Here is a 22,373-nt window from a genome sequence, read left to right on the forward strand (position 1 = left end):
TTCATCACCCTGCTTGCCGAAGACCGCATTCAAGGAATCGCCATGTCCGATCGTCAGCGTTGTCAGTACCGCCAGCGGGCAGGGCTTGCGTTGTCACGGCAACTGGCCGCGCTGGCGCTGGCCGCCAGTGCGCTTGGCACGGGAGCGGCCCAGGCCCAGGGCCAGGCTCCGCCACAGGACGCGGACGATGGCATCCACGTGCAGCGCGGCGGAGCATCCATCCGCCAGATCGTGCCGGTCGAGGTGATCGAGCAGCAGGCCTCGCAGGAGTACGAGCAACTCAAGGAAGAAGCGCAGGCCAAGAAGACGCTGGCCGGCGACAGTAATCCGCAGTTGCAGCGCCTGCGCGCCATCGCCAAGCGCATCCTGCCGCAGACCGGGCGCTGGAACGAACGCGCGAAGCAATGGAAGTGGGAAGTCAACCTGATCAATTCCAGGCAGGTCAATGCCTTTTGCATGCCGGGCGGCAAGATTGCCTTCTACTCCGGCCTGCTCGACCAGCTCAAGCTGACCGACGACGAAGTCGCCATGGTGATGGGGCACGAGATCGCCCACGCGCTGCAGGAGCATGCGCGCGAGCGGGCTGCCAAGTCCGAAATCACCAACCTCGGCGCCAACGTGATCTCGCAGCTGTTCGGCTTCGGCAACCTGGGCAATATGGCAGTTGGCACCGGCGCGCAGTTGCTCACGCTGCGGTTCTCGCGCTCGGACGAGACCGAGGCCGACCTGGTCGGCATGGATATCGCGGCGCGCGCCGGCTATGACCCGCGAGCGGCCGTATCGCTGTGGCAGAAAATGGGCGCGGTGTCGCAAACCACCGCGCAGTCGGGCTCGGAATTCCTCTCCACCCATCCCTCGGGCCGCACCCGCATCGCCGAACTCGAGAAGCACCTGCCCGAGGTGCTGCCGCTCTACGCGCGGGCCATCGACTCCTCCGTAGCCAAGCTGCCGCCCTATCGCGCCAATATGGCCAATCTGAGCAACGCGCCGGTGGATAGCGGCGACGACGACCGGCAAAAACCGCTGAAACAGTAGGTACGCCGGACTTCCAAGTCGAGGCGCTGCGCAAGCCAGGAAGCCCCAGGAACGAAAAGAGCCACGCAGGGTGGCTCTTTTCGTTCCTGCCGGCGTTGGCTGGCTTCAGGCGCTCAGGCCGGTCGCCTCGTCCGCGCCCACATGCACGTTCATGCATTGCACCGCGGCGCCGGCAGCGCCCTTGCCCAGGTTGTCCAGGCGCGCCATCAGCACGATGCGTTCGGCCGAGCCGAACACGAACAGGTCGACCCGGTTGGTGTCGTTGCTGGCCTGCACGTCGAAGAAGCCGCCGTCCAGGTTGGCTTCGTCGCCCACCGGCATCACGCGCACGAACTGCTCGCCTTCGTAGTGCTTGCGGTAGATATCGGCGATCTGTTCCGGCGTGACCTTGCGCGCCAGCCGATCCGGATACACCGGCACCGTCACGGCCAGGCCCTTGAGGAAGTTGCCGACGATCGGGTTGAAGATCGGCGCCTGCGCCAGGCCGGCCTGCACGCGCATCTCGGGCAGGTGCTTGTGCGCGAGGCCCAGCGAGTAGGGGCGCGGGCTGTCCAGCTTCGGGTTACCGCCGGCTTCGAACTCGGCAATCATCTGCTTGCCGCCGCCGCTGTAGCCGGTCAGCGAGAATGCCGAGACCGGGTAATCGGCCTGCATCACGCCGGCTTCCACCAGCGGACGCACCGCCATCAGGAAGGCGCTGGCGTGGCAGCCCGGCACCGCGATGCGCTTGCTGGTGCGGATCTTCTCGCGCTGGCCGCGCGTGAGTTCCGGCAGGCCATAGGCCCAGCTGTCGGTGGTGCGGAACGCCGTGCTGGCGTCGATCACGCAGGTATCGGGATTGGTCACCAGCGCCACGGCTTCGCGCGAGGCGACGTCGGGCAGGCACAGGAAAGCGACGTCCGCGGCATTCAGGAAGCGTGCTCGTTCGGCCGGATCCTTGCGCTTGTCATCGGCGATACGCAGCAGCTCCACGTCGGAACGGCCGGAGAGATAGTCGAGCAACCGGAGACCGGTGGTGCCTTCCTGACCATCTACGAACACTTTGAAAACCATGGCGGACTCACTCGGAAATACGAAAGGTCCCATGCCGGAATCGGATGGGAACCAGCATTGTAACTAGGTTGGGGGGACGTAGCAGGATGCGGGCCGCAGTGCAGCGCAAATCTCCCCTTGCTTCTGATAACCAAGTAGGTTAAATTCTCATGGAGAAAAGTACGCCTCACTGTAGATTGCAGCGAGTCCGGCACTTGATTGAGCAGGGCCGGGTCCGCATGACGATTTCGGCCGTGGCCGGTGCCAGCGCGCTCGGACTGGATCCGACAGCGATGCTGGCTGTCGTGGCGGGTCTGGTCCCGCACGATTTCTACAAAAGCATGACAACGCATGCCAGTCACACCATCTGGCAGGACGTGTACCGGCCGGTTACGCCGTACGGCGGCGTCTATCTGAAGCTGACTGTCATCGATGACCTGCTGATCGTCTCATTCAAGGAGCGGTGAACAATGAAATGCCCGAACTGCGGCGGCGCCGAACTCGTCGAAAGCGTACGCGAGCTGCCTTATGTCTACCGCGGCGAAGCCACCGAGATTCCGGACGTGCGCGGACAGTTTTGCCCGGCATGCGGCGAAGCAGTGCTCGACCTCGATGAGTCGGGGCGCGTGTCCGCCTGGATGCTGGCCTTCAACAAGCAGGTCAATGCCGCGATCGTCGATCCGGCCTTTATCGTGGCCGTGCGCAAGAAGCTGAGCCTGGACCAGCGCGAGGCCGCGGAAATCTTCGGCGGTGGCGTCAATGCCTTCTCGCGCTACGAAACCGGCAAGACCAAGCCGCCACTGGCGCTGGTCAAGCTGCTCAAGGTGCTGGAGCGGCACCCGGAGCTGCTCGACGAGGTGCGCTCGGCTTAGCGCGCCCGCTTACAGCGGGAAGTCGTAGTCGATCGACAGCGGCGCGTGATCGCTGAACTTCTCGTCCTTGTAGATCGAGGTGGCGTGCGCCTTGTCCGCGATCTTCGGCGTCGCCAGGTGGTAGTCGATGCGCCAGCCGACGTTCTTCGCGTAAGCCTGGCCGCGGTTGCTCCACCAGGTGTATTGTTCGGGGCGCGAGTCCAGCTTGCGGAACACGTCCACGTAGCCATGCACATCGAACAGCTCGCCGATCCAGCTGCGCTCTTCCGGCAGGAAACCCGAGTTCTTCAGGTTGCCCTTCCAGTTCTTGATGTCGATTTCCTTGTGCGCGATGTTGACGTCACCGCACAGCACGATCTCGCGCCCGCTGGCCTTGAGTTGCAGCAGGTGGGGCAGGAAGGCTTCCATGAAGCGGAATTTCGCTTGCTGGCGTTCTTCCCCGCTCGAGCCCGAGGGCACGTAGACCGAGATCACGGCGAGATGCGGATACTGCACCTCGACATAGCGGCCTTCGTTATCGAACTCGTCGACGCCGAAGCCGGTGATCACGCGCTCCGGCTTGTGCCGGGTGTAAAGGCCGACACCGCTATAGCCTTTTTTCTCCGCATAATGGAAGTAGCCGTGGTAGCCATGTGGCGCCAGGAACGCTTCCGTCATGTCGGCAGCCTGGGCCTTGAGCTCCTGGACGCAGACCATGTCGGCGTCCTGCTTGCCCATCCATTCGAAAAAGCCCTTCTTGGCCGCGGAGCGGATGCCGTTGAGGTTGGCGCTGATAATCCGTAACATCTCGGGAAATTTTGAAATCAGAGAGAAAAGATGACGCAGCAGACGACGCCGCAGCCCGGCGCTGGTGACTTGAGCCAGACCTTCATCCGCTTCGCGCTGGACGCTGGCGTGCTGTCCTTTGGCGAATTCGTAACCAAGGCCGGCCGCAAGTCGCCATATTTCTTCAACGCCGGCCTGTTCAACCAGGGCGCGATGTTGGGCCAGGTGGCGCAATTCTATGCGAAAACCCTGCTGGCCTCGGGTTTGGAGTTTGATGTGCTGTTCGGGCCGGCCTACAAGGGCATCACGCTGGCGTCCGCCACCGCGGTCGCGTTGTCCGGTCTTGGACGTGACGTGGGCTTTGCCTACAACCGCAAGGAAGCCAAGGATCACGGCGAAGGCGGCACCCTGGTGGGCGCAAAGCTGCAGGGCAAGGTCGTGATCATCGACGATGTGATCTCGGCGGGGACTTCGGTGCGCGAGTCAATGGCGATGATCCGCGCAGCGGGCGCGCAGCCGGCCGCCGTGCTGATCGCGCTGGACCGCATGGAAAAGAGTGGCACAGCGGAACAGGTGGGCACCCATTCCGCAGTGCAGGATGTGCAGCGCGAATATGGCGTGCCGGTGATCTCGATCGCCAGCCTGAAGGATTTGCTGGCGTATCTGGATGCGTCGCAGGATCCCGCACTGGGCGGCTCGCGCGAGGCAGTGGCTGCCTATCGGCAGCGCTACGGCGTATAGTCTGGAACCTGTTGCCTGTTGCTTGCAAAGGGCTACTGCATTGCAGCAGATGACGGGAACCGCGCAGTAAAACCGCCGGTCTGATTGATCTCGCTGGCTGGCCGATCGGGCATCCTCCCCGGCCGCCGGCGATTCGCCTTGCCGCCCGGCAAGGTGGCGCAGCATCTCTCCAGGAGGTCAGCTGGCGATGGACATCAAGACGATCCGCGAGCAGGCATTCGCCATGCCGCTCGCCAGTCCGGCCTATCCATTGGGGCCTTGCCGCTTCCTCCATCGGGAATTCTTCTTCATCTCCTGCCGTACCGCCCCCGCGCTGCTGCGCCCGGTGGCGCCGGAACCGCCGGAGACCGCCGATGCGGTGGTCAGTTACCTCGACGACCATCCGCCGCTCGAAAACCTTGGCACCAGGCATTATGTTGCCGACCTCACCCTCGGGCTGGGCGAGGTGGTGTTCGATTATCTGGCCTGAACGGCCTTGTCCCCGTCGGTCTCCATCGGTTCGACCCATGTGGTCAACCCGATCAACCCGACCAACCCGAGTCATCTGCACAGGAGGTATGTCATGAAGCTCCAGGGAAAATCCGCCATCGTTACCGGCGCAGCCAGCGGCATCGGCAAGGCCATCGCTGACCTGCTGGCCAAGGAAGGCGCGGCGGTTGCCATCGCCGACCTGAACCTAGAGGCGGCGCAGAAGGCCGCCGCCGATATCGAGGCCGCGGGCGGGCGCGCCATCGCCGTGGCGATGGACGTGACCAACGAGGACGCCGTCAACACGGCAACCGACGAGGTTGCCAAGGCGTTTGGCGGCATCGACATCCTCGTTTCCAACGCCGGCATCCAGATCGTCAACCCGATCCATAACTACGCCTTCTCCGACTGGAAGAAGATGCAGGCCATCCACCTCGACGGCGCCTTCCTCACCACCAAGGCCGCGCTCAAGCACATGTACAAGGACAAGCGCGGCGGCACCGTGATCTATATGGGATCGGTGCATTCGCACGAGGCCTCGCCGCTGAAGTCCGCCTACGTCGCCGCCAAGCACGCGCTGCTCGGACTGGCACGCGTGCTGGCCAAGGAAGGTGCGGAGTACAACGTGCGCTCGTACGTGATCTGCCCGGGTTTCGTGCGCACGCCGCTGGTGGACAAGCAGATTCCCGAACAGGCCAAGGAACTCGGCATCAGCGAGGAAGAAGTCGTCCGCCGCGTGATGCTGGGCGGCACCGTGGACGGCGTCTTCACCACGGTGGACGACGTGGCGCAGACCGCGCTGTTCCTGAGCGCGTTCCCATCGGCGGCATTGACGGGGCAGTCCTTTGTCGTGAGCCACGGCTGGTTCATGCAGTAAGCGGCTGGAAGACAGCGGGGCGGCATGGCCGCCCGCTGTGATGGCTGCAGGCAACGTTGTTAAGCAAAGCAAGCAAGGAGAGGTCGTGGCAGGTGGACGTCGGCGGAAGCAGGATCAAGCGGTACAAGAAAAGGTCACGCCGAAACTGGCGGTGAAGAGCGATGCGGCAGCCGTGGTGGCAGCGCCGGCAGCCCCGGTGCTCCGGCGCGAAGCGCCGACGGCGCCGGAGGCGAACCTGCTGCCGCCCGATGTCGCGCCGCAGGGGGCCGGCAGCAAACAGCCGGTTCACCACGAATACGCCGTCAGGGCGCTGGTGCTGCAAGGCGGCGGCGCGCTTGGTTCCTATCAGTCGGGCGTGTACCAGGGCCTGGCCGAAGCCGGCATCGAGCCGAACTGGGTCGCCGGCATCTCGATCGGTGCGCTGAATGCCGCGGTGATCGCGGGCAATGCGCCCGAGCGCAGGGTCGAGCAACTGCGCGCCTTCTGGGAGTACATCTGCCATCAGCCCTGGCTGCCCAACCTGTTTCCGTACGAGGTGGTGGCCGCGAGTGCCGTGCACTGGCCCGATCCGCTGCGCGTCTGGTTCGACGGCATCGAAGCCGCGCGCGCGGTCCTGGAGGGCCAGCGCGGCTTCTTCTATCCACGGCCCTGGCCCAGCCTGCTGGAGCGCCAGGCCGGACCTGGCGGCGCCAGCTACTACGACACGTCTGCGCTCAAGAGCACGCTGGAGCGCTTCGCCGATTTCGACCGCATCAACGCGCAGCATCATGAGATGCGGGTGTCGGTAGGGGCGGTCAATGTGCGAACGGGCAACTTTGCGTATTTCGACAACACCCGGCGCAAGCTGCGTGCCGAGCATTTCATGGCCTCCGGCGCCTTGCCGCCCGGCTTCCCTGCCGTGGAGATCGATGGCGAGTTCTACTGGGACGGCGGCCTGGTGTCCAACACGCCGCTGTCCGAAGTGCTGACCGCCCAGCCGCGGCGCGATGCGCTGATCTTCCAGGTAGACCTGTGGAGCGCGCGCGGCAAGCTGCCGCACAACCTGCTGGACGTGGCCGAGCGCCAGAAAGACATCCAGTATTCCAGCCGCACCCGCACCATCACCGACTACATGGGCCAGCAGCAGAACTTCCGCCGCATGCTCAGCGAGGTGATGGCACTCGTGCCGCAGGAGCAGCGCGACAACAACTGGTATCGCAAGGCGGGGGAATACGCGTGCGACGCGCGGCGCAATGTGATTCAGCTGATTTACCGCGACAAGACATTCGAAGGGAATGCCAAGGACTATCAGTTTGGCCTGCTGACGATGAACGATCACTGGACCAGCGGGCTGGATGATATCCGGGAGACGTTGAAGCATCCGGAGTGGCTGGCCATGCCTACGCATGAGAAGCCGTTTGTCACGCATGACATCCATCGGGGGAATGGGCATGCGTGAGGGGGCGAGGGGAGGGCTAAACGCTAAACGCCTTGACGGCTAAACGGATTAACGGCTAAACGGATTAACGGCAACCGCGGTCAAGGCAGTTGCCGGTTATCGCCATCCCTACACCACCTTCAGTTTCATCAGCTCCGGCTTGCCCGGCGGATACTCCGGCTTCAACCCGGCAAACACCGCCATCATGATCTCCGCCACCATCAGGTTCCGGTGCGTCTTGGAATCCGCCGGCACGATATGCCACGGCGCCTCCGGCGTGCTGGTGGCGGCAATGGCGGCCTCATAGGCAGTCATGTAGGTCTTCCAGTACTGCCGCTCTTCCAGGTCCCTGGGGTCGAATTTCCAGTGTTTCTGCGGATCCGCCAGCCGGGCCTCAAGCCGGGATTTCTGCTCGTCCCTGGAAATATGCAGGAAGCATTTGACGATGGTGGTGCCGGTTTCGAGCAGCATCGTCTCGAAGGCGCGCAGCTGCTTGTAGCGGCGCTCGCATTCGTCTTCGTCGATCCATGCGTGTACCCGCGTGATCAGCACGTCTTCGTAGTGGCTGCGGTTGAACACCACGATCTCGCCGGCGCGCGGCACCTGGGCATGGATGCGCCACAGGTAGTCGTGCGCGAGCTCTTCGGCGGTAGGGGACTTGAAAGCGACGACGCGAATGCCCAGCGGATCGAAGCTGCGGAACACGCCGCGCACGGTGCCGTCCTTGCCGCTGGTATCCATGCCCTGCAGCACCACCAGCAGCTTGCGCTTCTGTTCAGCGTAGAAGATGTCCTGCACGGCGTCGAGCTGGGTGCTCAGTTCGGCCAGGCGGGCCTGGTCGGTGGCTTTGTTGCCGCTGGAGAGCGGCTTGGCGCTGCTGTTGAAATCGGCCAGGCGGAAGTTCTTGCCCGAGGTGATGCGGAAGTCGGCGAGCGGCATTGGCACTCCATGGAGGGCGCGGCCATGGCCGGCCGCAAGCCTCCATGGTCAGGCAGGCAACCGCTCCAGGTCAATGCTGCCTTCAAAGACGGTGGTGGCCGGGCCGGTCATGCGCACCGGTTCGCCGTCGCCGTCCCAGGCGATGGTGAGGTCGCCGCCGTGCGTGTGCACCAGCACCGGCGAGTCCAGCAGGCCGCGGCGGATGCCGGCGACAACCGCCGCGCATGCGCCCGTGCCGCAGGCCAGCGTCTCGCCGGCGCCGCGCTCGAACACGCGCAGGCGAATCGTCTGGCGCTCCACCACCTGCATGAAACCGGCATTGACGCGGTTGGGAAAGCTCGCGTGATGCTCGATGATGGGGCCGTCCTGCAGCACCGGGAACGCCTCGGTGTCGTCCACCACCTGCACCGCATGCGGATTGCCCATCGAGATCGCGGAGATCCATGCCGTGCGGCCGTTCACTTCCAGCCCGTAAAGCGTTTCGCGGCCTTCGACCCGGGTCGGCAGTCCGTCGGGGCGGAAGGGTACGCGGGCCGGTTCGCGTTCCGGCTCGCCCATGTCGACCGTGACCTGGCCATCGTCCTGCAAGGTCAGGGTGATGACGCCGTTCATCACCTGCACGCGCACCGAGCGTTTGTCGGTCAGGCCGTGGTCGGTGACGAAGCGCACGAAGCAGCGTGCGCCGTTGCCGCAATGCTCCACCTCGCCGCCGTCGGCGTTGAAGATGCGATAGCGGAAATCGACGTCGGCGCGGGTGGGCTTCTCGACCACCAGGATCTGGTCGGCGCCCACGCCGAAATGGCGGCTGGCGAGCGCGCGCCACTGCGCCGGTGTCAGGTTCAGGGTCTGGTGGATGCCGTCAAGCACGACGAAGTCGTTGCCGGCGCCGTGCATCTTGGTGAACTGGATTTTCATAGTGCGATTGTAGTCGGGCCGTCCGGCGCTTGCTGGCGGCGTATCGGGGGTGGCGCGGGCAGCATATCTGCCCGGCGATGCCGCTGCCGCGCCCGCGTGGTCAATAGTTTTCGCGATCGCCCTCCGGGCGGTGCTTGAAGCGCTTGTGCACCCAGTAATACTCGGTCACGCGCGGGTGGATGCAGTCTTCGAAGAAGGCATTCATGCGCCGCGTGTCCTCGGTCACGCTGTCGCCGGGATAGTTTTCCCAGGCCGGCAGGATGCGCAGTACATAGCCTTGGTAGTCGGGCAGCATCTCGGTATAGATCGGCACCACCTTGGCGCCGGCCAGCCGCGCCAGGCGCGATACCGATGTCAGCGTCAGGGCCTCCACGCCGAAGAACGGTACGTACTCCGAATCGCGCTCGCCAAAGTCCATGTCGGCGATCAGTTGCAGGGCTTCGCCCTTGCGCAGGCAGCGGATGATGTCGCGCGCGCTGTCATTGCGGGCAATCATCTTGGCGCCGAAGCGGCCGCGGGCATGCTTGAGGAAGCCGTCGAACAGGTCGTTCTTCTGCTTGGTGTACAGCGATGCGCCGGAACGTCCCACATATTCGCGCAAGTGGATGGTGAGCCGGATCGCTCCGGCCTCCACGCCGGACAGGTGCAGCGTGACAAGGATGTGGGGCGTGCCGTCGAGTGCCACCAGGTCGGCCTGGTCATCGATCTGGACCCAGCGGCGCATCTGTTTTTCGCTGCCGGTCCAGAAGATCCCGCGCTCGGCAAAGCTGCGGAAGACATTGCGGAAGGTCTGGCGCGAGAGCGATTCGATCTCGGCTTCGCTGCGGTCCGGGAAACACAGGCGCAGGTTGGTTTGCACCACGCGGCGGCGGCTGCTGGGGATCAGGTAGAGCAGGCTGCCCAGCCCTTCGCCGAAGCGTGCGACAAGCGGATAGGGGAGCTTGCCCAGCACGGTCAGCAGGCCGATGCCAAGCCAGGTAAGGATACGGCTCATTCTTGGTCGTTGGAGAGAGGGGCTGGTGCCGGGGCGGGCACCTCCAGGGGATTGCGCGAAGCGCCGGCCGGCGGCGCCCGGGGCGACTCCGCGGGCGGCAGCCCGGCGCCGCCCGGTTGCTTGTAGCGGTTGTAGCCCCACAGGTATTGGGTCGGGCATACGCTCACCAGCTTCTCGACCGTCTCGTTGATGACGGCGACAGCTTCGGCCGGGTCGTCGGGCAACAGGTGATTGATGATCTGCATATGGCCGAGGTAGCCAACGCCGCGCGGCAGGCGCTCGGCAAAGATCACCGCGATCGGCGCGCCAGTGAGCTGTTGCAGTCGTTGCACCAGCGTCATGGTGTAGGCCGGCTTGCCGAAAAACGGCGCCCACGCGCCTTCGCCGCCGGTCGGAACCTGGTCCGGCAGGATGCCGATGGCCTCGCCGCGCTTGAGCGCCTTCACCAGCATGCGCACGCCGCGTGGTTGCGCCGGCGCCATGGCCAGGTTGGGGCGCGTGCGCATCTTGACGATCCAGTCGCGCAGCCAGGCCTGGTGCGGCGGCTTGTACAGCGCCGTGACGGGATGCCGCAGTGCAAATGCCTGCGGAAGCACTTCGAAGCAGCCCAGATGCGGGACCAGGATGATCAGCCCGCGGCCCTGCGCCATCAGCAGGTCGATTTCCGGCCAGAGCCGGTCGGCGAAGCCGTACATGCGCGCCTCGGGATTGCGCCGGCTCCAGAAATAGGGCATCTCAAGGATCATGCGGCCGGTTGAGCGGGCCGCTTCGGCCAGCATCGCCGCGCTGGCATCGGGGTAGGCCTGGCGCAGGTTCTCGGCCAGCCGCCTGCCATAGCGTCCTGGCAGGCGTGCCGCCAGCAGGCCAAGCGCACCCCCGATAATGTGCAGCCACCAGAGCGGCAAGCGGGAAATCAGCCAGAACAGGAAGGTCATCGGGTTACGGTAGCGGCCCGGTAGGCCGGGTGGATTATTAATGTTTTGCCGGGCGGTGCCGTTAGTGGGGCAATCAATGTGTATCCGATACGCAGCAGGCAAGGTACGTTGAACGGCACGCTGCAGCGCCGCTTGCAGGCGCGTATAATAGCAAGTATCGCCGAGTTAACTGACAACTTGCGGGGCGATACCGTTCTACCGGAACGGCTTGAAAATTCCGCTAAAGCGTCGCCGCCCGGACCGCAAGGTTGGCACGCAATAGCCAAACCTGGAGAAAAAGTTCGTGGCAAACGACTTCCTGTTCACTTCGGAATCCGTCTCCGAAGGCCATCCCGATAAGGTCGCAGACCAAATTTCCGATGCTGTCCTCGATGCCATCCTGGCCCAGGACAAGTACGCGCGCGTGGCCGCTGAAACGCTGTGCAACACCGGCCTGGTAGTCCTCGCCGGGGAAATCACCACGACCGCCAATGTGGATTACATCCAGGTTGCACGCGACACCATCAAGCGCATCGGCTACGACAATACCGAATACGGTATCGACTACAAGGGCTGTGCCGTGCTGGTTGCCTATGACAAGCAATCGCCCGACATCGCCCAGGGCGTGGATCGCGCCTCCGACGACTACCTGAACCAGGGCGCCGGCGACCAGGGCCTGATGTTCGGCTACGCCTGCGACGAAACGCCGGAGTTGATGCCCTTCCCGATCTATTATTCGCACCGCCTGGTCGAGCGCCAGTCGCAACTGCGCCGCGACGGACGCCTGCCCTGGCTGCGTCCGGACGCCAAGTCGCAGGTGACCGTGCGCTATGTCGATGGCCGCCCGCACAGCGTGGACACCGTGGTGCTGTCGACCCAGCATTCGCCGGATATCACCCAGGCGCAGATCCGCGAAGCCGTGATCGAGGAAATCATCAAGCCGGTGCTGCCGGCCGAGATGCTCAAGGACACCAAGTACCTGGTCAACCCGACCGGCCGCTTCGTCATCGGCGGCCCGCAAGGCGATTGCGGGCTGACCGGCCGCAAGATCATCGTCGACACCTACGGCGGCGCTTCGCCGCACGGTGGCGGCGCTTTCTCGGGCAAGGATCCATCCAAGGTCGACCGCTCGGCCGCCTATGCCGCGCGCTATGTTGCCAAGAACGTGGTCGCCGCCGGCCTGGCGCGCCAGTGCCAGGTGCAGGTCAGCTACGCCATCGGCGTGGCCCGCCCGATCAACGTGACGGTGTACACCGAAGGCACCGGCAAGATCTCCGACGACGCGATCGCCGCGCTGGTGCAGGAGCATTTCGACCTGCGCCCGAAGGGCATCGTGCAGATGCTCGACCTGCTGCGCCCGATCTACGAGAAGACCGCCGCCTACGGCCACTTTGGCCGCGAGGAGCCTGAATTCTCGTGGGAAGCGACCGACAAGGTTGCCCTGCTGCGGGCCGCCGCCGGCCTGTAAGCGCCGCGTCAGCCGCACCGGAATGCCGCCCTCGGGCGGCGTTTTTCATTCCGGCGGGCGCTGTGCCTGGCTCGTGGCCGCGAGGGTAGAATCGCGGAATGAAAAAACGGTCCGGCGAGTGGCGTTTTGTCAGCGTGCTGCCGCACGCGCCGAAGTCCGCCGGAGCCCGCATATCGAGGATGCTCATGTCACCTGATTCGACCCTTACGCCTTCCGCGCCGGGCCCCGCCACCACGCCCGGGGCCGGCGCGCCCGCGTTAAACCTGATCCGGCCCCAGCCCTTTACCGACTGGGCGCCGCAGGTCGATGCCGGTACCAAGGCCGAACTGCGCCGCGAGCTGGAGCAGGGCGCGGTGCTGTTTTTCCCGCAACTGCACTTCCAGTTCGAGCCCGGAGAGGAGCGCTTCCTCGACAGCCGCTGGTCGGATGGCAAGTCCAAGAACATCAACCTGCGGGCCAATGACCAGGCGGTGCGCGGCGCGGTCGGCGGCGAGCAGGACCTGAAGGGCCTGTATCACCTGATTCGGCGCTATGCCGATGACAGCGAAAAACTGGTGCTGAGCCTGTTTCCGGAATACGGCCCGCACATGGTGCGCGCCGGCACCTCGCTGCGCCCGAGCGAGATCGCCGGGCGGCCGGTGAGCTGGCGCAAGGACGACACCCGGCTGCATGTGGACTCCTTCCCGTCCAATCCGATGCTGGGCCAGCGGCTGCTGCGCGTATTCCACAATATCGATCCGCAGGCGCCGCGCGTGTGGCGGGTCGGGGAGCCGTTTGGCGATTTTGCGAAGCGCTTCGTGCCGAAGACCAAGGGGATGTGGCCGGGGCAGGCTCGGGTGATGGCGTTGCTGCACATTACCAAGCGCCGGCGCTCCGAGTACGACCATCGGATGCTGCAACTGCATGACCTGGCCAAGGCCGATCTGCAGTACCAGGCCAATGTGCCGCAGCAGGAGTTTCAGTTTCCGCCTGGGTCGACGTGGATTGTGTTTAGCGATCAGGTGCTGCATGCGGCCATGCGTGGCAGGGCCATGATGGAGCAGACTTACTACCTGTCGCCCAAGGCGATCGGGGACCATACGCATTCGCCGGAGGCGGTATTGGCGCGGATGCTGGGGCGGCCGATGGTGAAGGGTTGAGGTCGGGTTTGCGCGCCGGTCAGCCACTGGTTTGCTCCCCCGCCGCCGGGGCCTCCGCCCTCAGCGCAACAGCAGCCGGATCATCGTTTCGAACCGCTTGCCATATGGCGGCTTGAGCAGCCCGGCGCCATTGAGCCCGGACTGGCGGAAGATCGGCTTGAGCTTGGAGAAGGTCTCGAAACCGGCTTCGCCGTGATATGCGCCCATGCCACTGGGCCCCACGCCGCCGAAGGGCAGATCTTCCTGGGCGATATGCAGCAGCGTTTCGTTGATGCTGACGCCGCCCGCCACGGTTTGCGCCATCACGCGGTCAATCGCGCCGCGGTCTTTCTCGAACAGGTAGAGCGCCAGCGGGCGTGGCCGGTCGTTGATGTAGTCGATGGCCTCCTCCAGCGTACGGTACGTCACCAGCGGCAGCACCGGGCCGAAGATCTCTTCCCGCATCACCGTGGCGTCGGCCGGTACGTCGAGCAACAGCACCGGCGCCAGCCGGCGCCGTTCCGGGTCCGATGGCGACTGTGACAGCGGCACCACGCGCGCGCCCGCGCGGGCGGCGTCGCCGACCAGCCCGTCCAGCCGCGCGAAGTGGCGGGGGCTGATGATGGTGGTGTAGTCGGGGTTGCCGTCCAGGTCGGGGTAGAGCCGGGCGGCGCAGGCGCGGGCGGCTTCTACGAAGGCCTCGCGCTTTCCTTCCGGCAGCAATACATAGTCCGGCGCGATGCAGGTCTGGCCCGCATTGAGCAGCTTGCCCACCAGGATGCGCTCGACCGCGCGCTCCAGGTCGGCGCCCGGGCCGACGACGGCAGGCGATTTGCCGCCCAGTTCCAGCGTGACCGGCGTGAGGTTGGCCGCCGCCGCGCGCATGACATGGTGGCCGATCTGGGTCGAGCCGGTAAACAGCAGGTGGTCGAAGGGCAGGGCGCAGAAGGTGCCCGCCACGTCCGCGTCGCCGTTGATCACCGCGACCTCGTCGGCGCCGAAGGTTTGCTGCGCCAGGCGTGCGAACAGCGCGGCGAAGCGTGGCGTGTACTCCGATAGCTTGATCATGGCGCGGTTGCCCGCGGCCAGCGCGCCCGCCAGCGGGCCCACTGTCAGGTAGAGCGGATAGTTCCACGGCACGACGATGCCGATCACGCCTAGCGGCTGCGGCATCAGGCGGGACGTGGCGGGTTTGAACCACAAGCCGGTGCGCGCCCGCCGCACCCGCATCCAGCGCTTGCCATGCCGCAGTGCATCGTCGATCCCGGCCACGCTGGGGAAAACTTCGAGCAGCATGGTTTCCTGACGCGCACGGTTGCCAAAGTCGGCACTGATGGCTTGCGAGATCTCGTCCCGGTGTTCGGTCACCAGCTTGCGCAGGCGTCGCAGCCGGTCGGCCCGCACGGCCCAGGCCGGCGCCTGGTCCTGCCGCGAGGCCGCGCGCATGGCGCCAAAGACGGATGACATCCCGGGCACTTCTTCCATAAGCCGCTTCTCCCTGGGCCGCGCGCTGCCTGTGGCGCGCGCGGCGTTTCGATCCCCGCACCATATGCCAGGCGGGCGCCACTGGCAATGGAGGCCGGCCTCTCGTGCCGCAAAGCGCCGTATGCGCCGCCCTTCCTTTGCCCTTTGCAGCGCCCCGCCAAAGCCCTACACTGATTTCGCGGCATGCTTTCGGCGTGCCCGCCAGACCGGGCTGCCCGGCATGCCGGGCCTGCCCGAGCGCCCGGCACAACCCCGGCAGACTGACCTCCGAACAGGCGGGGAGACGGATGGAAACCACCTTTGACTATCTCGTCGTTGGCGCGGGTTCGGCAGGGTGTGCCCTGGCCGGGCGGCTCGCCGACAGCGGCAGCGACAGCGTGGCGGTGCTCGAGACCGGCGGCCACGATCACCATGTGCTGGTGTCGACGCCAGCGGGCTGCGCGGCCATGCTGCCGCGCGCCGGCAGCCACAACTATGGCTACCGCACCGTGCCGCAGCCGGGCCTGGACGGGCGCCGCGGCTACCAGCCGCGCGGACGCGGCCTGGGCGGCAGTTCCTCGCTCAATGCCATGATCTATACGCGGGGCACGCCGGCCGACTACGATGGCTGGGCCATGGCCGGTTGCGATGGCTGGGCCTGGGATGACGTCCTGCCCTATTTCCGCCGCGCCGAATGCAACGAGCGCGTGGCCGGGCGCGACGACGACCCCCTGCATGGCGGCAGCGGCCCGCTGCATGTGTCGGACCTGCGCACGCCCAATCCCTTTGGCCAGCGTTTCATCGAGGCGGCCCAGCAGGCCGGCCACCGCCGCAACGACGATTTCAACGGCGTCGAGCAGGAGGGCGCGGGCTGGTACCAGGTGACCCAGCACGGTGGTGAGCGCTGGAACGCGGCGCGCGCCTACCTGCATCGCGGCGACGCCGCCGACCGCGCCAGCAATGGCGGCCGCGCCAACCTGATTGTGCTGACGGGCGCGCAGGTGCTGCGCATCGAGTTCGAGGGCCGCCACGCGACCGGCGTCGTGGTGCGGCTGGACGGCCGCGAGACCGTGCTGCGGGCGCGCCGCGAGGTCATTGTGTCGGCGGGGGCGTTTGGTTCGCCGCAACTGCTGATGGTGTCAGGCGTTGGCCCGGCCGCGCACCTGCGCGAGCTGGGCATTCCCGTGGTGCACGACCTGCCGGGCGTGGGCACCAATCTGCAGGACCATCTCGACATCATCGTGCACAAGCGCGTGGCAGCGTCCGAGCTGTTCGGCGTCTCGGTGGGCGGCGCCTTCCGCCTGCTGGCCGAGATCCTGCGCTACCGGCGCGAGCGCACCGGCATGATGACGTCCAACTTCGCCGAGGCGGGTGCCTTCCTCAAGAGCGATCCCGACCTGGAAGAACCGGACCTGCAACTGCATTTCGTGGTCGGCATGGCCGACGACCATATGCGCCACATCCACATGGGCCATGGCTATTCCTGCCACGTCTGCGTGCTGCGCCCGAAGAGCCGGGGAGAGGTGCGGCTGGCGTCGCCCGACATCCGCGATGCGCCACTGATCGATCCGCGTTACCTGTCGGACCCGCGCGACCTCGACGGCCTGGTGGCGGGCGTGAGGATCGTGCGCCGCATCCTTGCGCAGCCGCAACTCGCGGCGTTCGGCGGCAAGGAGCTGTATTCGGCGCACCTGCGCGCGGATGGCAGCGACGATTGCGCGATCCGCGCCATGATCCGTGGCCATGCCGACACCATCTACCATCCCGTCGGGACCTGCCGCATGGGCATGGACGAATACGCGGTAGTCGACCCGCAACTGCGCGTGCGCGGCGTGGAAGGACTGCGGGTGGTGGATGCATCGATCATGCCGACGCTGATCGGCGGCAACATCAATGCGCCGGCCATCATGATCGGCGAGCGTGCGCATGACCTGATCCGGCACGGCCCCCGCGTGGTGCTGCGCATGGCGGAGGTGTTGGCGGTGTGAGGCGCGGCCCGGCGCCAGGCCGGGCCTGCGGGGAATCAAGCCGGCCAGGCGCGCGCCACCACGCCGGCCAGCGCCGCGTCGTCGCCTTCCAGCGTGCCGAAGACGCGGCCGTGCTGGCGTCCCAGCCGGCTGGCGACGAAGCGCTCGGCATCGTCGGCGTCGGCATGGGCGAGCATCAGCGCCGCCTGCGCGGTCAGCACCAGGCCTTGGGCAAAGCGCCGCGCCCCGGCTTCCAGGTGATCCGGCGCATCGCGCAGCATTGCCTGCAGCGAGGCGAGCTCGGCCCGCACCGCCGGGTGGCCGCCAGCGCGCCGGGCGAGGTCCTGCAATAGCTGTCCGGCGTCCCCGGGGTTGCGCTGGAGCGCGCGCAGCACATCCAGGCACATGATGTTGCCCGAGCCCTCCCAGATCGAGTTGACCGGCGCCTCGCGGTACAACCGCGCCATCGGACCCTCCTCGACATAGCCGTTGCCGCCCCACACCTCCATGGTTTCGCCGGTGACCTCGATGGCGCGCTTGCAGATCCAGAACTTGGCCGCCGGCGTGACGATGCGCTTCCAGGCGGCGGCCAGCGGGTCGGCATCGGCCCGCTCGAAAGCGTGCGCCAGTTCCATCATGAGCAGGGTCGCGGCCTGGCTTTCCAGCGCCAGGTCGGCCAGCACATTGCGCATCAGCGGCTGCTCCGCCAGCAGGCGGCCGAATGCCATGCGGTGGCGCGCGTGGTGGATGGCTTGCACCACCGCCGCGCGGATGATGGCGGCGCTGCCGATCACGCAGTCCAGCCGGGTATGGGTGGCCATCTCGATGATGGTCGGGATGCCGCGGCCTTCCTCGCCGATCAGGATGCCGGTGGCATCGCGGAACTCAACTTCGCTGCTGGCGTTGGAGCGGTTGCCAAGCTTGTCCTTCAAGCGCTGGATCTGCACCGCGTTCTTGCTGCCGTCGTCGCGAAAGCGCGGCACGAAGAAACACGACAGCGGCCCGTCCTCGGCGCCCATGCGCGCCACCACCAGGTGGGCATCGCACATTGGCGCGGAGAAGAACCACTTGTGGCCGGTGATCGCGTACTCGGCGCCGCGGCCCTCGCCACGCACGGGGCGCGCGACAGTGGTGTTGCTGCGCACATCGGAGCCGCCCTGTTTTTCCGTCATGCCCATGCCGATCATCACGGCGCGCTTGTCGCGCCAGGGCAGGTCGCGCGGATCGTGCTCGGTGGCAAACAGCTTCGGCCCCAGTTGCGCGAACAGCGCCGCTTCCTTCTGCAGCACCGGGATGCTGGCGAAGGTCATGGTGGGCGGGCACAACGATCCCGATTCGGCTTGCGCCTGCAGGAAGTATCCCGCGGCGCGCGCCACCCACGCGCCTTCACGGGGCTGCGCGAACGGCAGCGCCTGCAATTGCTGGCTGCGCAGCAAGGCCAGCAAAGCGTGCCATGCGGGCGGAAATTCCACTTCGTCGATGCGCTCGCCGGTGCGGCTGTGCGTATGCAACTCAGGCGCGTGGCGATTGGCCTCGGCCGCCCACTGCTGCACATCGGGCTTGCCCAGGCGGGCGCCGAAGACGTCCAGCGCGTCGGCGTGCCAGCCGCCGCCAAGCCGCGCCAGTGCGGCGCGCAACGCGGGGTCGCCGGCGAACAGGTTGTAGTCGGTCAGGTCGGGGACCTGGTTGAACACGCGGTGGGTGGCGGCTTCGGTCATGGGGTCTCCTGTGCGGTCTGGTGCGATCCTGTGCGGGCGTTGCGCATGGGCATGTATCGCATGGTAAGGCAAGCAGCGGACCAGATGGGCGGTGCCGGCAAGCCCCGCAACCGCCACTGGCAGAGTGCGCCGGCCAGCGCTTGGCCGCTATCCCGCACCGCAGCAACGGGATAGCCTGACAGAAGCGCACGACACTCCTGATTGAAACAGGGGTGGTCAAGCCCGGGACGTTGTGCTTAAATTCATCCCGTTGGATGAAACAGGGGTGCCGTACGGATGGGCCGTGCGGCTGAGAGAGTCCCTTCGAACCCGATCCGGCTAGTACCGGCGTGGGAAGTTTCATGGTTACCGAACAGCTCCTGCCTTCTCCAAGGCACATGACCCGGCCACACCACCGCGGACATGCTCACAGGGCTCCTGGTTTCGTCCATCCCCGCAAGAGAGAGGACGACACCCATGGCCCGTACAAATACCGCCCCCGCCGCTTCCTTCGAATCGCTTGAAACCGATCTCGACAAGAAATTCGCTTACCCCGCTTCAAGCAAGACGTACCTGACCGGCAGCCGCCCGGACATCCGCGTGCCGCTGCGCACGATCCTGCAGACGTCCACGCGCACGGACAAGGGCGAGATGTCCAATCCGCCGATTCCCGTGTACGACACCTCGGGCCCGTACAGCGATCCGGACATCCATATCGACCTGAAGTCCGGCCTGCCTTCAGTGCGCGGCAAGTGGATCGAAGAGCGCGGCGATACCGAAGTGCTGTCCGGCCTGTCGTCGGAATACGGCCTGGCGCGCGCCGCCGATCCGGCCACCGCCCACCTGCGCTTTGCCCAGCTGACCAACCCGCGCCGCGCCAAGGCCGGCGCCAACGTGTCGCAGATGCACTATGCGCGCCGCGGCATCATCACGCCGGAAATGGAATACGTGGCGCTGCGCGAGTCGCTGAACCTGCAGGCGCTGTACGACAAGCCCGAATACAAGGCGCTGCTGCGCCAGCACCCCGGCAACGCGCTGGGTGCCGCGCTGCCGCTGCGTCCGGAAGACATGACGCCGGAATTCGTGCGCAAGGAAATCGCCGCCGGCCGCGCCATCATCCCCGCCAACATCAACCACACCGAACTGGAGCCGATGGCCATCGGGCGCAATTTCCGCGTCAAGATCAATGGCAACCTGGGCAACTCCGCGGTGACCTCGTCGCTGGCCGAGGAAGTGGAAAAGATGGTGTGGTCGATCCGCTGGGGCGCCGACACCATCATGGACCTGTCCACCGGCAAGCACATCCACGAAACGCGTGAATGGATCCTGCGCAATTCGCCGGTACCCATCGGCACGGTGCCCATCTACCAGGCCCTGGACAAGACCGGCGGCGTCGCCGAGGACCTGACCTGGGAAATGTTCCGCGACACGCTGATCGAGCAGGCCGAGCAGGGCGTCGACTACTTCACCATCCACGCCGGCGTGCTGCTGCGCTATGTGCCGATGACCGCGGACCGCGTCACCGGCATCGTCTCGCGCGGCGGCTCGATCATGGCCAAGTGGTGCCTGGCGCATCACAAGGAAAACTTCCTGTACACGCGCTTCGACGAGATCTGCGAAATCATGAAGGCGTACGACGTGTCGTTCAGCCTGGGTGATGGCCTGCGTCCCGGCTGTATCGCCGACTCCAACGACGATGCCCAGTTCGGCGAACTGCGCACGCTCGGCGAACTGACCGACAAGGCCTGGAAGCACGACGTGCAGGTCATGATCGAAGGCCCGGGCCACGTGCCGCTGCAGCGCATCCAGGCCAATATGGATGAAGAACTGAAGCACTGCTTTGAGGCGCCGTTCTACACGCTCGGACCGCTGGTGACCGACATCGCCCCCGGCTACGACCACATCACCAGCGGTATTGGCGCGGCCAATATCGGCTGGATGGGCACGGCCATGCTCTGCTATGTCACGCCCAAAGAACACCTGGGCCTGCCGGACAAGGAAGACGTGCGCGAAGGCATCATCACCTACAAGATCGCCGCCCACGCGGCCGACCTTGCCAAGGGCTGGCCGGGCGCGCAGCTGCGCGACAACGCGCTGTCCAAGGCGCGCTTCGAGTTTCGCTGGGAAGACCAGTTCAATCTCGGCCTGGACCCGGAACGCGCGCGTTCGTACCATGACGCCACGCTGCCGGCCGAAGGCGCCAAGATCGCGCATTTCTGCTCGATGTGCGGTCCCAAGTTCTGCTCGATGAAGATCACGCAGGAAGTGCGCGACTACGCCGCCTCGCTCAAGCCGGAAGCCGAGAAGGGCATGCAGGAAAAGTCGATCGAGTTCGTCAAGAGCGGCGGCAGGATCTACTCGTAAGGCAGTGGGTGCGGGGCTCGCCCATCAGCGTGGGTCCCGCACGTGAAGTTCCGTGCCCCGGCACCCGGGGCACGCCATGACTTAAAGGAGGCCGGCGCGCAGCCGCGCAGTCGCGGCGAATACCGGCACAACCATCCCCATGACTACGCAGTCGTTTGATGTGGCCGTGCTCGGCGCCGGTCTGGCCGGGCGCTTATCCGCCTGGCAACTGGTACGTGCCGGCCTGCGCGTGGCGCTGGTCGAGCGCGCCGGCCCCGATGGCGCCGGCTCGGCCGCGCATGTGGCGGCGGCGATGCTGGCACCCCTGGCGGAATCCGCCATCGCCGAGCGCCGCATCGTCGAGCTGGGCATCGCCAGCGTGGACCTCTGGCGCGCCTGGGTGGCCGAAATGCCGGAGCCGGTGTTCTTCCAGGAAGACGGCACGCTGGTGGTATGGCATACCCGCGACCGCAGCGAGATGTCGCTGTTCACCAGCCGCGTGCGCGCGGTGGCGCCGCCAGAACTGGTGGCGGCGCGCATGCGCGCGCTGGACGGCAACGGCGTGGCCGCGCTCGAGCCCGAACTCGCGGGCCGCTTCTCCCAGGGCTTGCTGCTGGCTGGCGAGGGCCAGCTCGACAACCGCGGCACGCTGCGCGCGTTACTGTGCAGCGCGGTCGCCAGCGGCGTGCACTGCGTGTGGGAAGCCGGTGAAGTCGAGGCCGGCGACCTGCCGGCGCTTGGCATCTGCGCCCGCGTGGTGCTGGATTGCCGCGGCCTGGGCGCGCGCGCCGCGTGGCCCGGACAGCCGGCCGCGCACGGCAGCATGCCGGGCCTGCGTGGCCTGCGCGGCGAAGTGGTGCGCGTGCACGCGCCCGAGGTCAAGCTGCATCGGCCGGTGCGCCTGCTGCATCCGCGCTATCCGATCTATATTGCCCCCAAGCCCAACGACCTCTACGTGATCGGCGCCACCGAAATCGAAAGCGAGGACGATTCGCCGATGAGCGTGCGCTCCGCGCTGGAGCTGTTATCGGCGGCGTATTCGCTGCATCCGGCGTTCGGCGAGGCGCGCGTGCTGGAACTCAATGTGCAGCGCCGCCCGACGCGCCCGGACCACCTGCCGGCCATCCGCGTCGACCAGCATGCCCGCATCGTGCGTCTGAACGGCCTGTACCGGCACGGCTTCCTGATCGCCCCGGCGGTCACCGAGGCGGCCTGCCAGGTGGTGCGGGCGCTGCTCGACGACGATCCCGCCGCCCATGCCGTGCCGGCCGCGCTGCGCTGGCCGGGCATGATCGAGGCCACGCTCAATACCGTTGCCGGCTCGCCGGTGCTGCACTGAACGGAACA

20 protein-coding genes and 1 riboswitch are annotated in these 22,373 nt (G+C 66.3%); of the genes, 12 read left to right on the top strand and 8 right to left on the bottom strand.

From position 1 onward, the window contains the following. Positions 1 to 42: 42 nt before the first annotated feature. Positions 43 to 1,035 carry a M48 family metallopeptidase gene (locus AC1DQ3_RS04840; RefSeq protein WP_477119042.1) on the top strand — a complete coding sequence of 331 codons (993 nt, stop codon included), beginning with the start codon at positions 43 to 45 and terminating at the stop codon, positions 1,033 to 1,035. Between the two features lie 105 nt (positions 1,036 to 1,140). On the opposite strand, the gene argC is transcribed toward AC1DQ3_RS04840, so the two are convergent. Then, complete coding sequence (gene argC / locus AC1DQ3_RS04845) at positions 1,141 to 2,088, bottom strand: N-acetyl-gamma-glutamyl-phosphate reductase (protein ID WP_477119043.1); 948 nt, start codon at positions 2,086 to 2,088, stop codon at positions 1,141 to 1,143. A 149-nt stretch (positions 2,089 to 2,237) separates the two neighbouring features. Here argC and AC1DQ3_RS04850 point away from each other — a divergent pair, with 149 nt between their 5' ends. Then, positions 2,238 to 2,534, top strand: coding sequence for a type II toxin-antitoxin system MqsR family toxin (locus tag AC1DQ3_RS04850; protein ID WP_477119044.1), 297 nt, complete (start codon positions 2,238 to 2,240; stop codon positions 2,532 to 2,534). A 3-nt stretch (positions 2,535 to 2,537) separates the two neighbouring features. Continuing rightward, positions 2,538 to 2,939 (top strand): type II TA system antitoxin MqsA family protein, encoded by a 402-nt coding sequence (locus AC1DQ3_RS04855; protein ID WP_477119045.1) that lies wholly within the window; start codon positions 2,538 to 2,540, stop codon positions 2,937 to 2,939. A gap of 9 nt (positions 2,940 to 2,948) precedes the next feature. On the opposite strand, the gene AC1DQ3_RS04860 is transcribed toward AC1DQ3_RS04855, so the two are convergent. Continuing rightward, the gene (locus tag AC1DQ3_RS04860; protein WP_477119046.1) at positions 2,949 to 3,725 is read right to left on the bottom strand and encodes an exodeoxyribonuclease III; all 777 of its coding nucleotides are present in this window, start codon (positions 3,723 to 3,725) and stop codon (positions 2,949 to 2,951) included. Between the two features lie 30 nt (positions 3,726 to 3,755). On the opposite strand from AC1DQ3_RS04860, the gene pyrE reads away from it, so the two are divergent. The 4 genes from pyrE to AC1DQ3_RS04880 all read left to right on the top strand — a co-directional run bounded on the left by pyrE (position 3,756) and on the right by AC1DQ3_RS04880 (position 7,228). Further along, a complete protein-coding gene (pyrE, locus tag AC1DQ3_RS04865; protein ID WP_477119047.1) occupies positions 3,756 to 4,445 on the top strand; it encodes an orotate phosphoribosyltransferase in 690 nt (229 codons plus the stop codon). A gap of 187 nt (positions 4,446 to 4,632) precedes the next feature. Beyond that, positions 4,633 to 4,914: a hypothetical protein gene (locus AC1DQ3_RS04870; protein WP_477119048.1), complete on the top strand. Its 282-nt coding sequence runs from the start codon at positions 4,633 to 4,635 to the stop codon at positions 4,912 to 4,914. A 93-nt stretch (positions 4,915 to 5,007) separates the two neighbouring features. Continuing rightward, positions 5,008 to 5,790, top strand: a complete 783-nt coding sequence (locus AC1DQ3_RS04875; protein ID WP_477119049.1) for a 3-hydroxybutyrate dehydrogenase — start codon at positions 5,008 to 5,010, stop codon at positions 5,788 to 5,790. A 235-nt stretch (positions 5,791 to 6,025) separates the two neighbouring features. Further along, positions 6,026 to 7,228 (top strand): DUF3734 domain-containing protein, encoded by a 1,203-nt coding sequence (locus AC1DQ3_RS04880; RefSeq protein ID WP_477119256.1) that lies wholly within the window; start codon positions 6,026 to 6,028, stop codon positions 7,226 to 7,228. A gap of 108 nt (positions 7,229 to 7,336) precedes the next feature. On the opposite strand, the gene AC1DQ3_RS04885 is transcribed toward AC1DQ3_RS04880, so the two are convergent. The 4 genes from AC1DQ3_RS04885 to AC1DQ3_RS04900 all read right to left on the bottom strand — a co-directional run bounded on the left by AC1DQ3_RS04885 (position 7,337) and on the right by AC1DQ3_RS04900 (position 10,990). Continuing rightward, a complete protein-coding gene (locus AC1DQ3_RS04885; protein WP_477119050.1) occupies positions 7,337 to 8,146 on the bottom strand; it encodes a polyphosphate kinase 2 family protein in 810 nt (269 codons plus the stop codon). Positions 8,147 to 8,194: 48 nt separating this feature from the next. Continuing rightward, entirely contained in the window at positions 8,195 to 9,061 is an 867-nt protein-coding gene (dapF, locus tag AC1DQ3_RS04890) for a diaminopimelate epimerase (RefSeq protein WP_477119051.1), read from the bottom strand. A gap of 100 nt (positions 9,062 to 9,161) precedes the next feature. Further along, entirely contained in the window at positions 9,162 to 10,055 is an 894-nt protein-coding gene (locus AC1DQ3_RS04895) for a lipid A biosynthesis lauroyl acyltransferase (protein WP_477119052.1), read from the bottom strand. Next, positions 10,052 to 10,990, bottom strand: a complete 939-nt coding sequence (locus AC1DQ3_RS04900) for a lysophospholipid acyltransferase family protein (protein ID WP_477119053.1) — start codon at positions 10,988 to 10,990, stop codon at positions 10,052 to 10,054. Before AC1DQ3_RS04900 ends, AC1DQ3_RS04895 begins: the two co-directional genes overlap by 4 nt. A 283-nt stretch (positions 10,991 to 11,273) precedes the next feature. On the opposite strand from AC1DQ3_RS04900, the gene metK reads away from it, so the two are divergent. Then, complete coding sequence (gene metK / locus AC1DQ3_RS04905) at positions 11,274 to 12,437, top strand: methionine adenosyltransferase (protein ID WP_477119054.1); 1,164 nt, start codon at positions 11,274 to 11,276, stop codon at positions 12,435 to 12,437. Positions 12,438 to 12,622: 185 nt separating this feature from the next. Continuing rightward, entirely contained in the window at positions 12,623 to 13,576 is a 954-nt protein-coding gene (locus AC1DQ3_RS04910; RefSeq protein WP_477119055.1) for a Kdo hydroxylase family protein, read from the top strand. 60 nt (positions 13,577 to 13,636) lie between these two features. On the opposite strand, the gene AC1DQ3_RS04915 is transcribed toward AC1DQ3_RS04910, so the two are convergent. Beyond that, a complete protein-coding gene (locus AC1DQ3_RS04915) occupies positions 13,637 to 15,040 on the bottom strand; it encodes a coniferyl aldehyde dehydrogenase (protein WP_477119056.1) in 1,404 nt (467 codons plus the stop codon). A gap of 287 nt (positions 15,041 to 15,327) precedes the next feature. Between AC1DQ3_RS04915 and AC1DQ3_RS04920 the strand changes: the two genes are divergently transcribed. After that, positions 15,328 to 17,007, top strand: coding sequence for a GMC family oxidoreductase (locus tag AC1DQ3_RS04920; RefSeq protein ID WP_477119057.1), 1,680 nt, complete (start codon positions 15,328 to 15,330; stop codon positions 17,005 to 17,007). Between the two features lie 35 nt (positions 17,008 to 17,042). On the opposite strand, the gene AC1DQ3_RS04925 is transcribed toward AC1DQ3_RS04920, so the two are convergent. Continuing rightward, positions 17,043 to 18,704 (bottom strand): acyl-CoA dehydrogenase family protein, encoded by a 1,662-nt coding sequence (locus AC1DQ3_RS04925; protein ID WP_477119058.1) that lies wholly within the window; start codon positions 18,702 to 18,704, stop codon positions 17,043 to 17,045. A gap of 251 nt (positions 18,705 to 18,955) precedes the next feature. After that, positions 18,956 to 19,057: riboswitch (TPP riboswitch) on the top strand. A gap of 103 nt (positions 19,058 to 19,160) precedes the next feature. Between AC1DQ3_RS04925 and thiC the strand changes: the two genes are divergently transcribed. Together thiC and AC1DQ3_RS04935 are read left to right on the top strand one after the other, a co-directional pair. Further along, positions 19,161 to 21,047 carry a phosphomethylpyrimidine synthase ThiC gene (gene thiC, locus AC1DQ3_RS04930; RefSeq protein WP_477119059.1) on the top strand — a complete coding sequence of 629 codons (1,887 nt, stop codon included), beginning with the start codon at positions 19,161 to 19,163 and terminating at the stop codon, positions 21,045 to 21,047. Between the two features lie 139 nt (positions 21,048 to 21,186). Further along, the gene (locus tag AC1DQ3_RS04935; protein ID WP_477119060.1) at positions 21,187 to 22,365 is read left to right on the top strand and encodes an FAD-dependent oxidoreductase; all 1,179 of its coding nucleotides are present in this window, start codon (positions 21,187 to 21,189) and stop codon (positions 22,363 to 22,365) included. Positions 22,366 to 22,373 lie beyond the last annotated feature (8 nt).

The sequence above is a fragment of the Cupriavidus sp. 01T418 genome, from assembly GCF_056398885.1.

Excerpts from the sequence above, each read along its gene's own strand:
- AC1DQ3_RS04840 (WP_477119042.1), top strand. The coding sequence starts at position 43 with ATGTCCGATCGTCAGCGTTGTCAGTACCGCCAGCGGGCAGGGCTTGCG.
- argC (WP_477119043.1), bottom strand. The coding sequence starts at position 2,088 with ATGGTTTTCAAAGTGTTCGTAGATGGTCAGGAAGGCACCACCGGTCTC.
- AC1DQ3_RS04850 (WP_477119044.1), top strand. The coding sequence starts at position 2,238 with ATGGAGAAAAGTACGCCTCACTGTAGATTGCAGCGAGTCCGGCACTTG.
- AC1DQ3_RS04855 (WP_477119045.1), top strand. The coding sequence starts at position 2,538 with ATGAAATGCCCGAACTGCGGCGGCGCCGAACTCGTCGAAAGCGTACGC.
- AC1DQ3_RS04860 (WP_477119046.1), bottom strand. The coding sequence starts at position 3,725 with ATGTTACGGATTATCAGCGCCAACCTCAACGGCATCCGCTCCGCGGCC.
- pyrE (WP_477119047.1), top strand. The coding sequence starts at position 3,756 with ATGACGCAGCAGACGACGCCGCAGCCCGGCGCTGGTGACTTGAGCCAG.
- AC1DQ3_RS04870 (WP_477119048.1), top strand. The coding sequence starts at position 4,633 with ATGGACATCAAGACGATCCGCGAGCAGGCATTCGCCATGCCGCTCGCC.
- AC1DQ3_RS04875 (WP_477119049.1), top strand. The coding sequence starts at position 5,008 with ATGAAGCTCCAGGGAAAATCCGCCATCGTTACCGGCGCAGCCAGCGGC.
- AC1DQ3_RS04885 (WP_477119050.1), bottom strand. The coding sequence starts at position 8,146 with ATGCCGCTCGCCGACTTCCGCATCACCTCGGGCAAGAACTTCCGCCTG.
- dapF (WP_477119051.1), bottom strand. The coding sequence starts at position 9,061 with ATGAAAATCCAGTTCACCAAGATGCACGGCGCCGGCAACGACTTCGTC.
- AC1DQ3_RS04895 (WP_477119052.1), bottom strand. The coding sequence starts at position 10,055 with ATGAGCCGTATCCTTACCTGGCTTGGCATCGGCCTGCTGACCGTGCTG.
- AC1DQ3_RS04900 (WP_477119053.1), bottom strand. The coding sequence starts at position 10,990 with ATGACCTTCCTGTTCTGGCTGATTTCCCGCTTGCCGCTCTGGTGGCTG.
- AC1DQ3_RS04910 (WP_477119055.1), top strand. The coding sequence starts at position 12,623 with ATGTCACCTGATTCGACCCTTACGCCTTCCGCGCCGGGCCCCGCCACC.
- AC1DQ3_RS04915 (WP_477119056.1), bottom strand. The coding sequence starts at position 15,040 with ATGGAAGAAGTGCCCGGGATGTCATCCGTCTTTGGCGCCATGCGCGCG.
- AC1DQ3_RS04920 (WP_477119057.1), top strand. The coding sequence starts at position 15,328 with ATGGAAACCACCTTTGACTATCTCGTCGTTGGCGCGGGTTCGGCAGGG.
- AC1DQ3_RS04925 (WP_477119058.1), bottom strand. The coding sequence starts at position 18,704 with ATGACCGAAGCCGCCACCCACCGCGTGTTCAACCAGGTCCCCGACCTG.
- thiC (WP_477119059.1), top strand. The coding sequence starts at position 19,161 with ATGGCCCGTACAAATACCGCCCCCGCCGCTTCCTTCGAATCGCTTGAA.
- AC1DQ3_RS04935 (WP_477119060.1), top strand. The coding sequence starts at position 21,187 with ATGACTACGCAGTCGTTTGATGTGGCCGTGCTCGGCGCCGGTCTGGCC.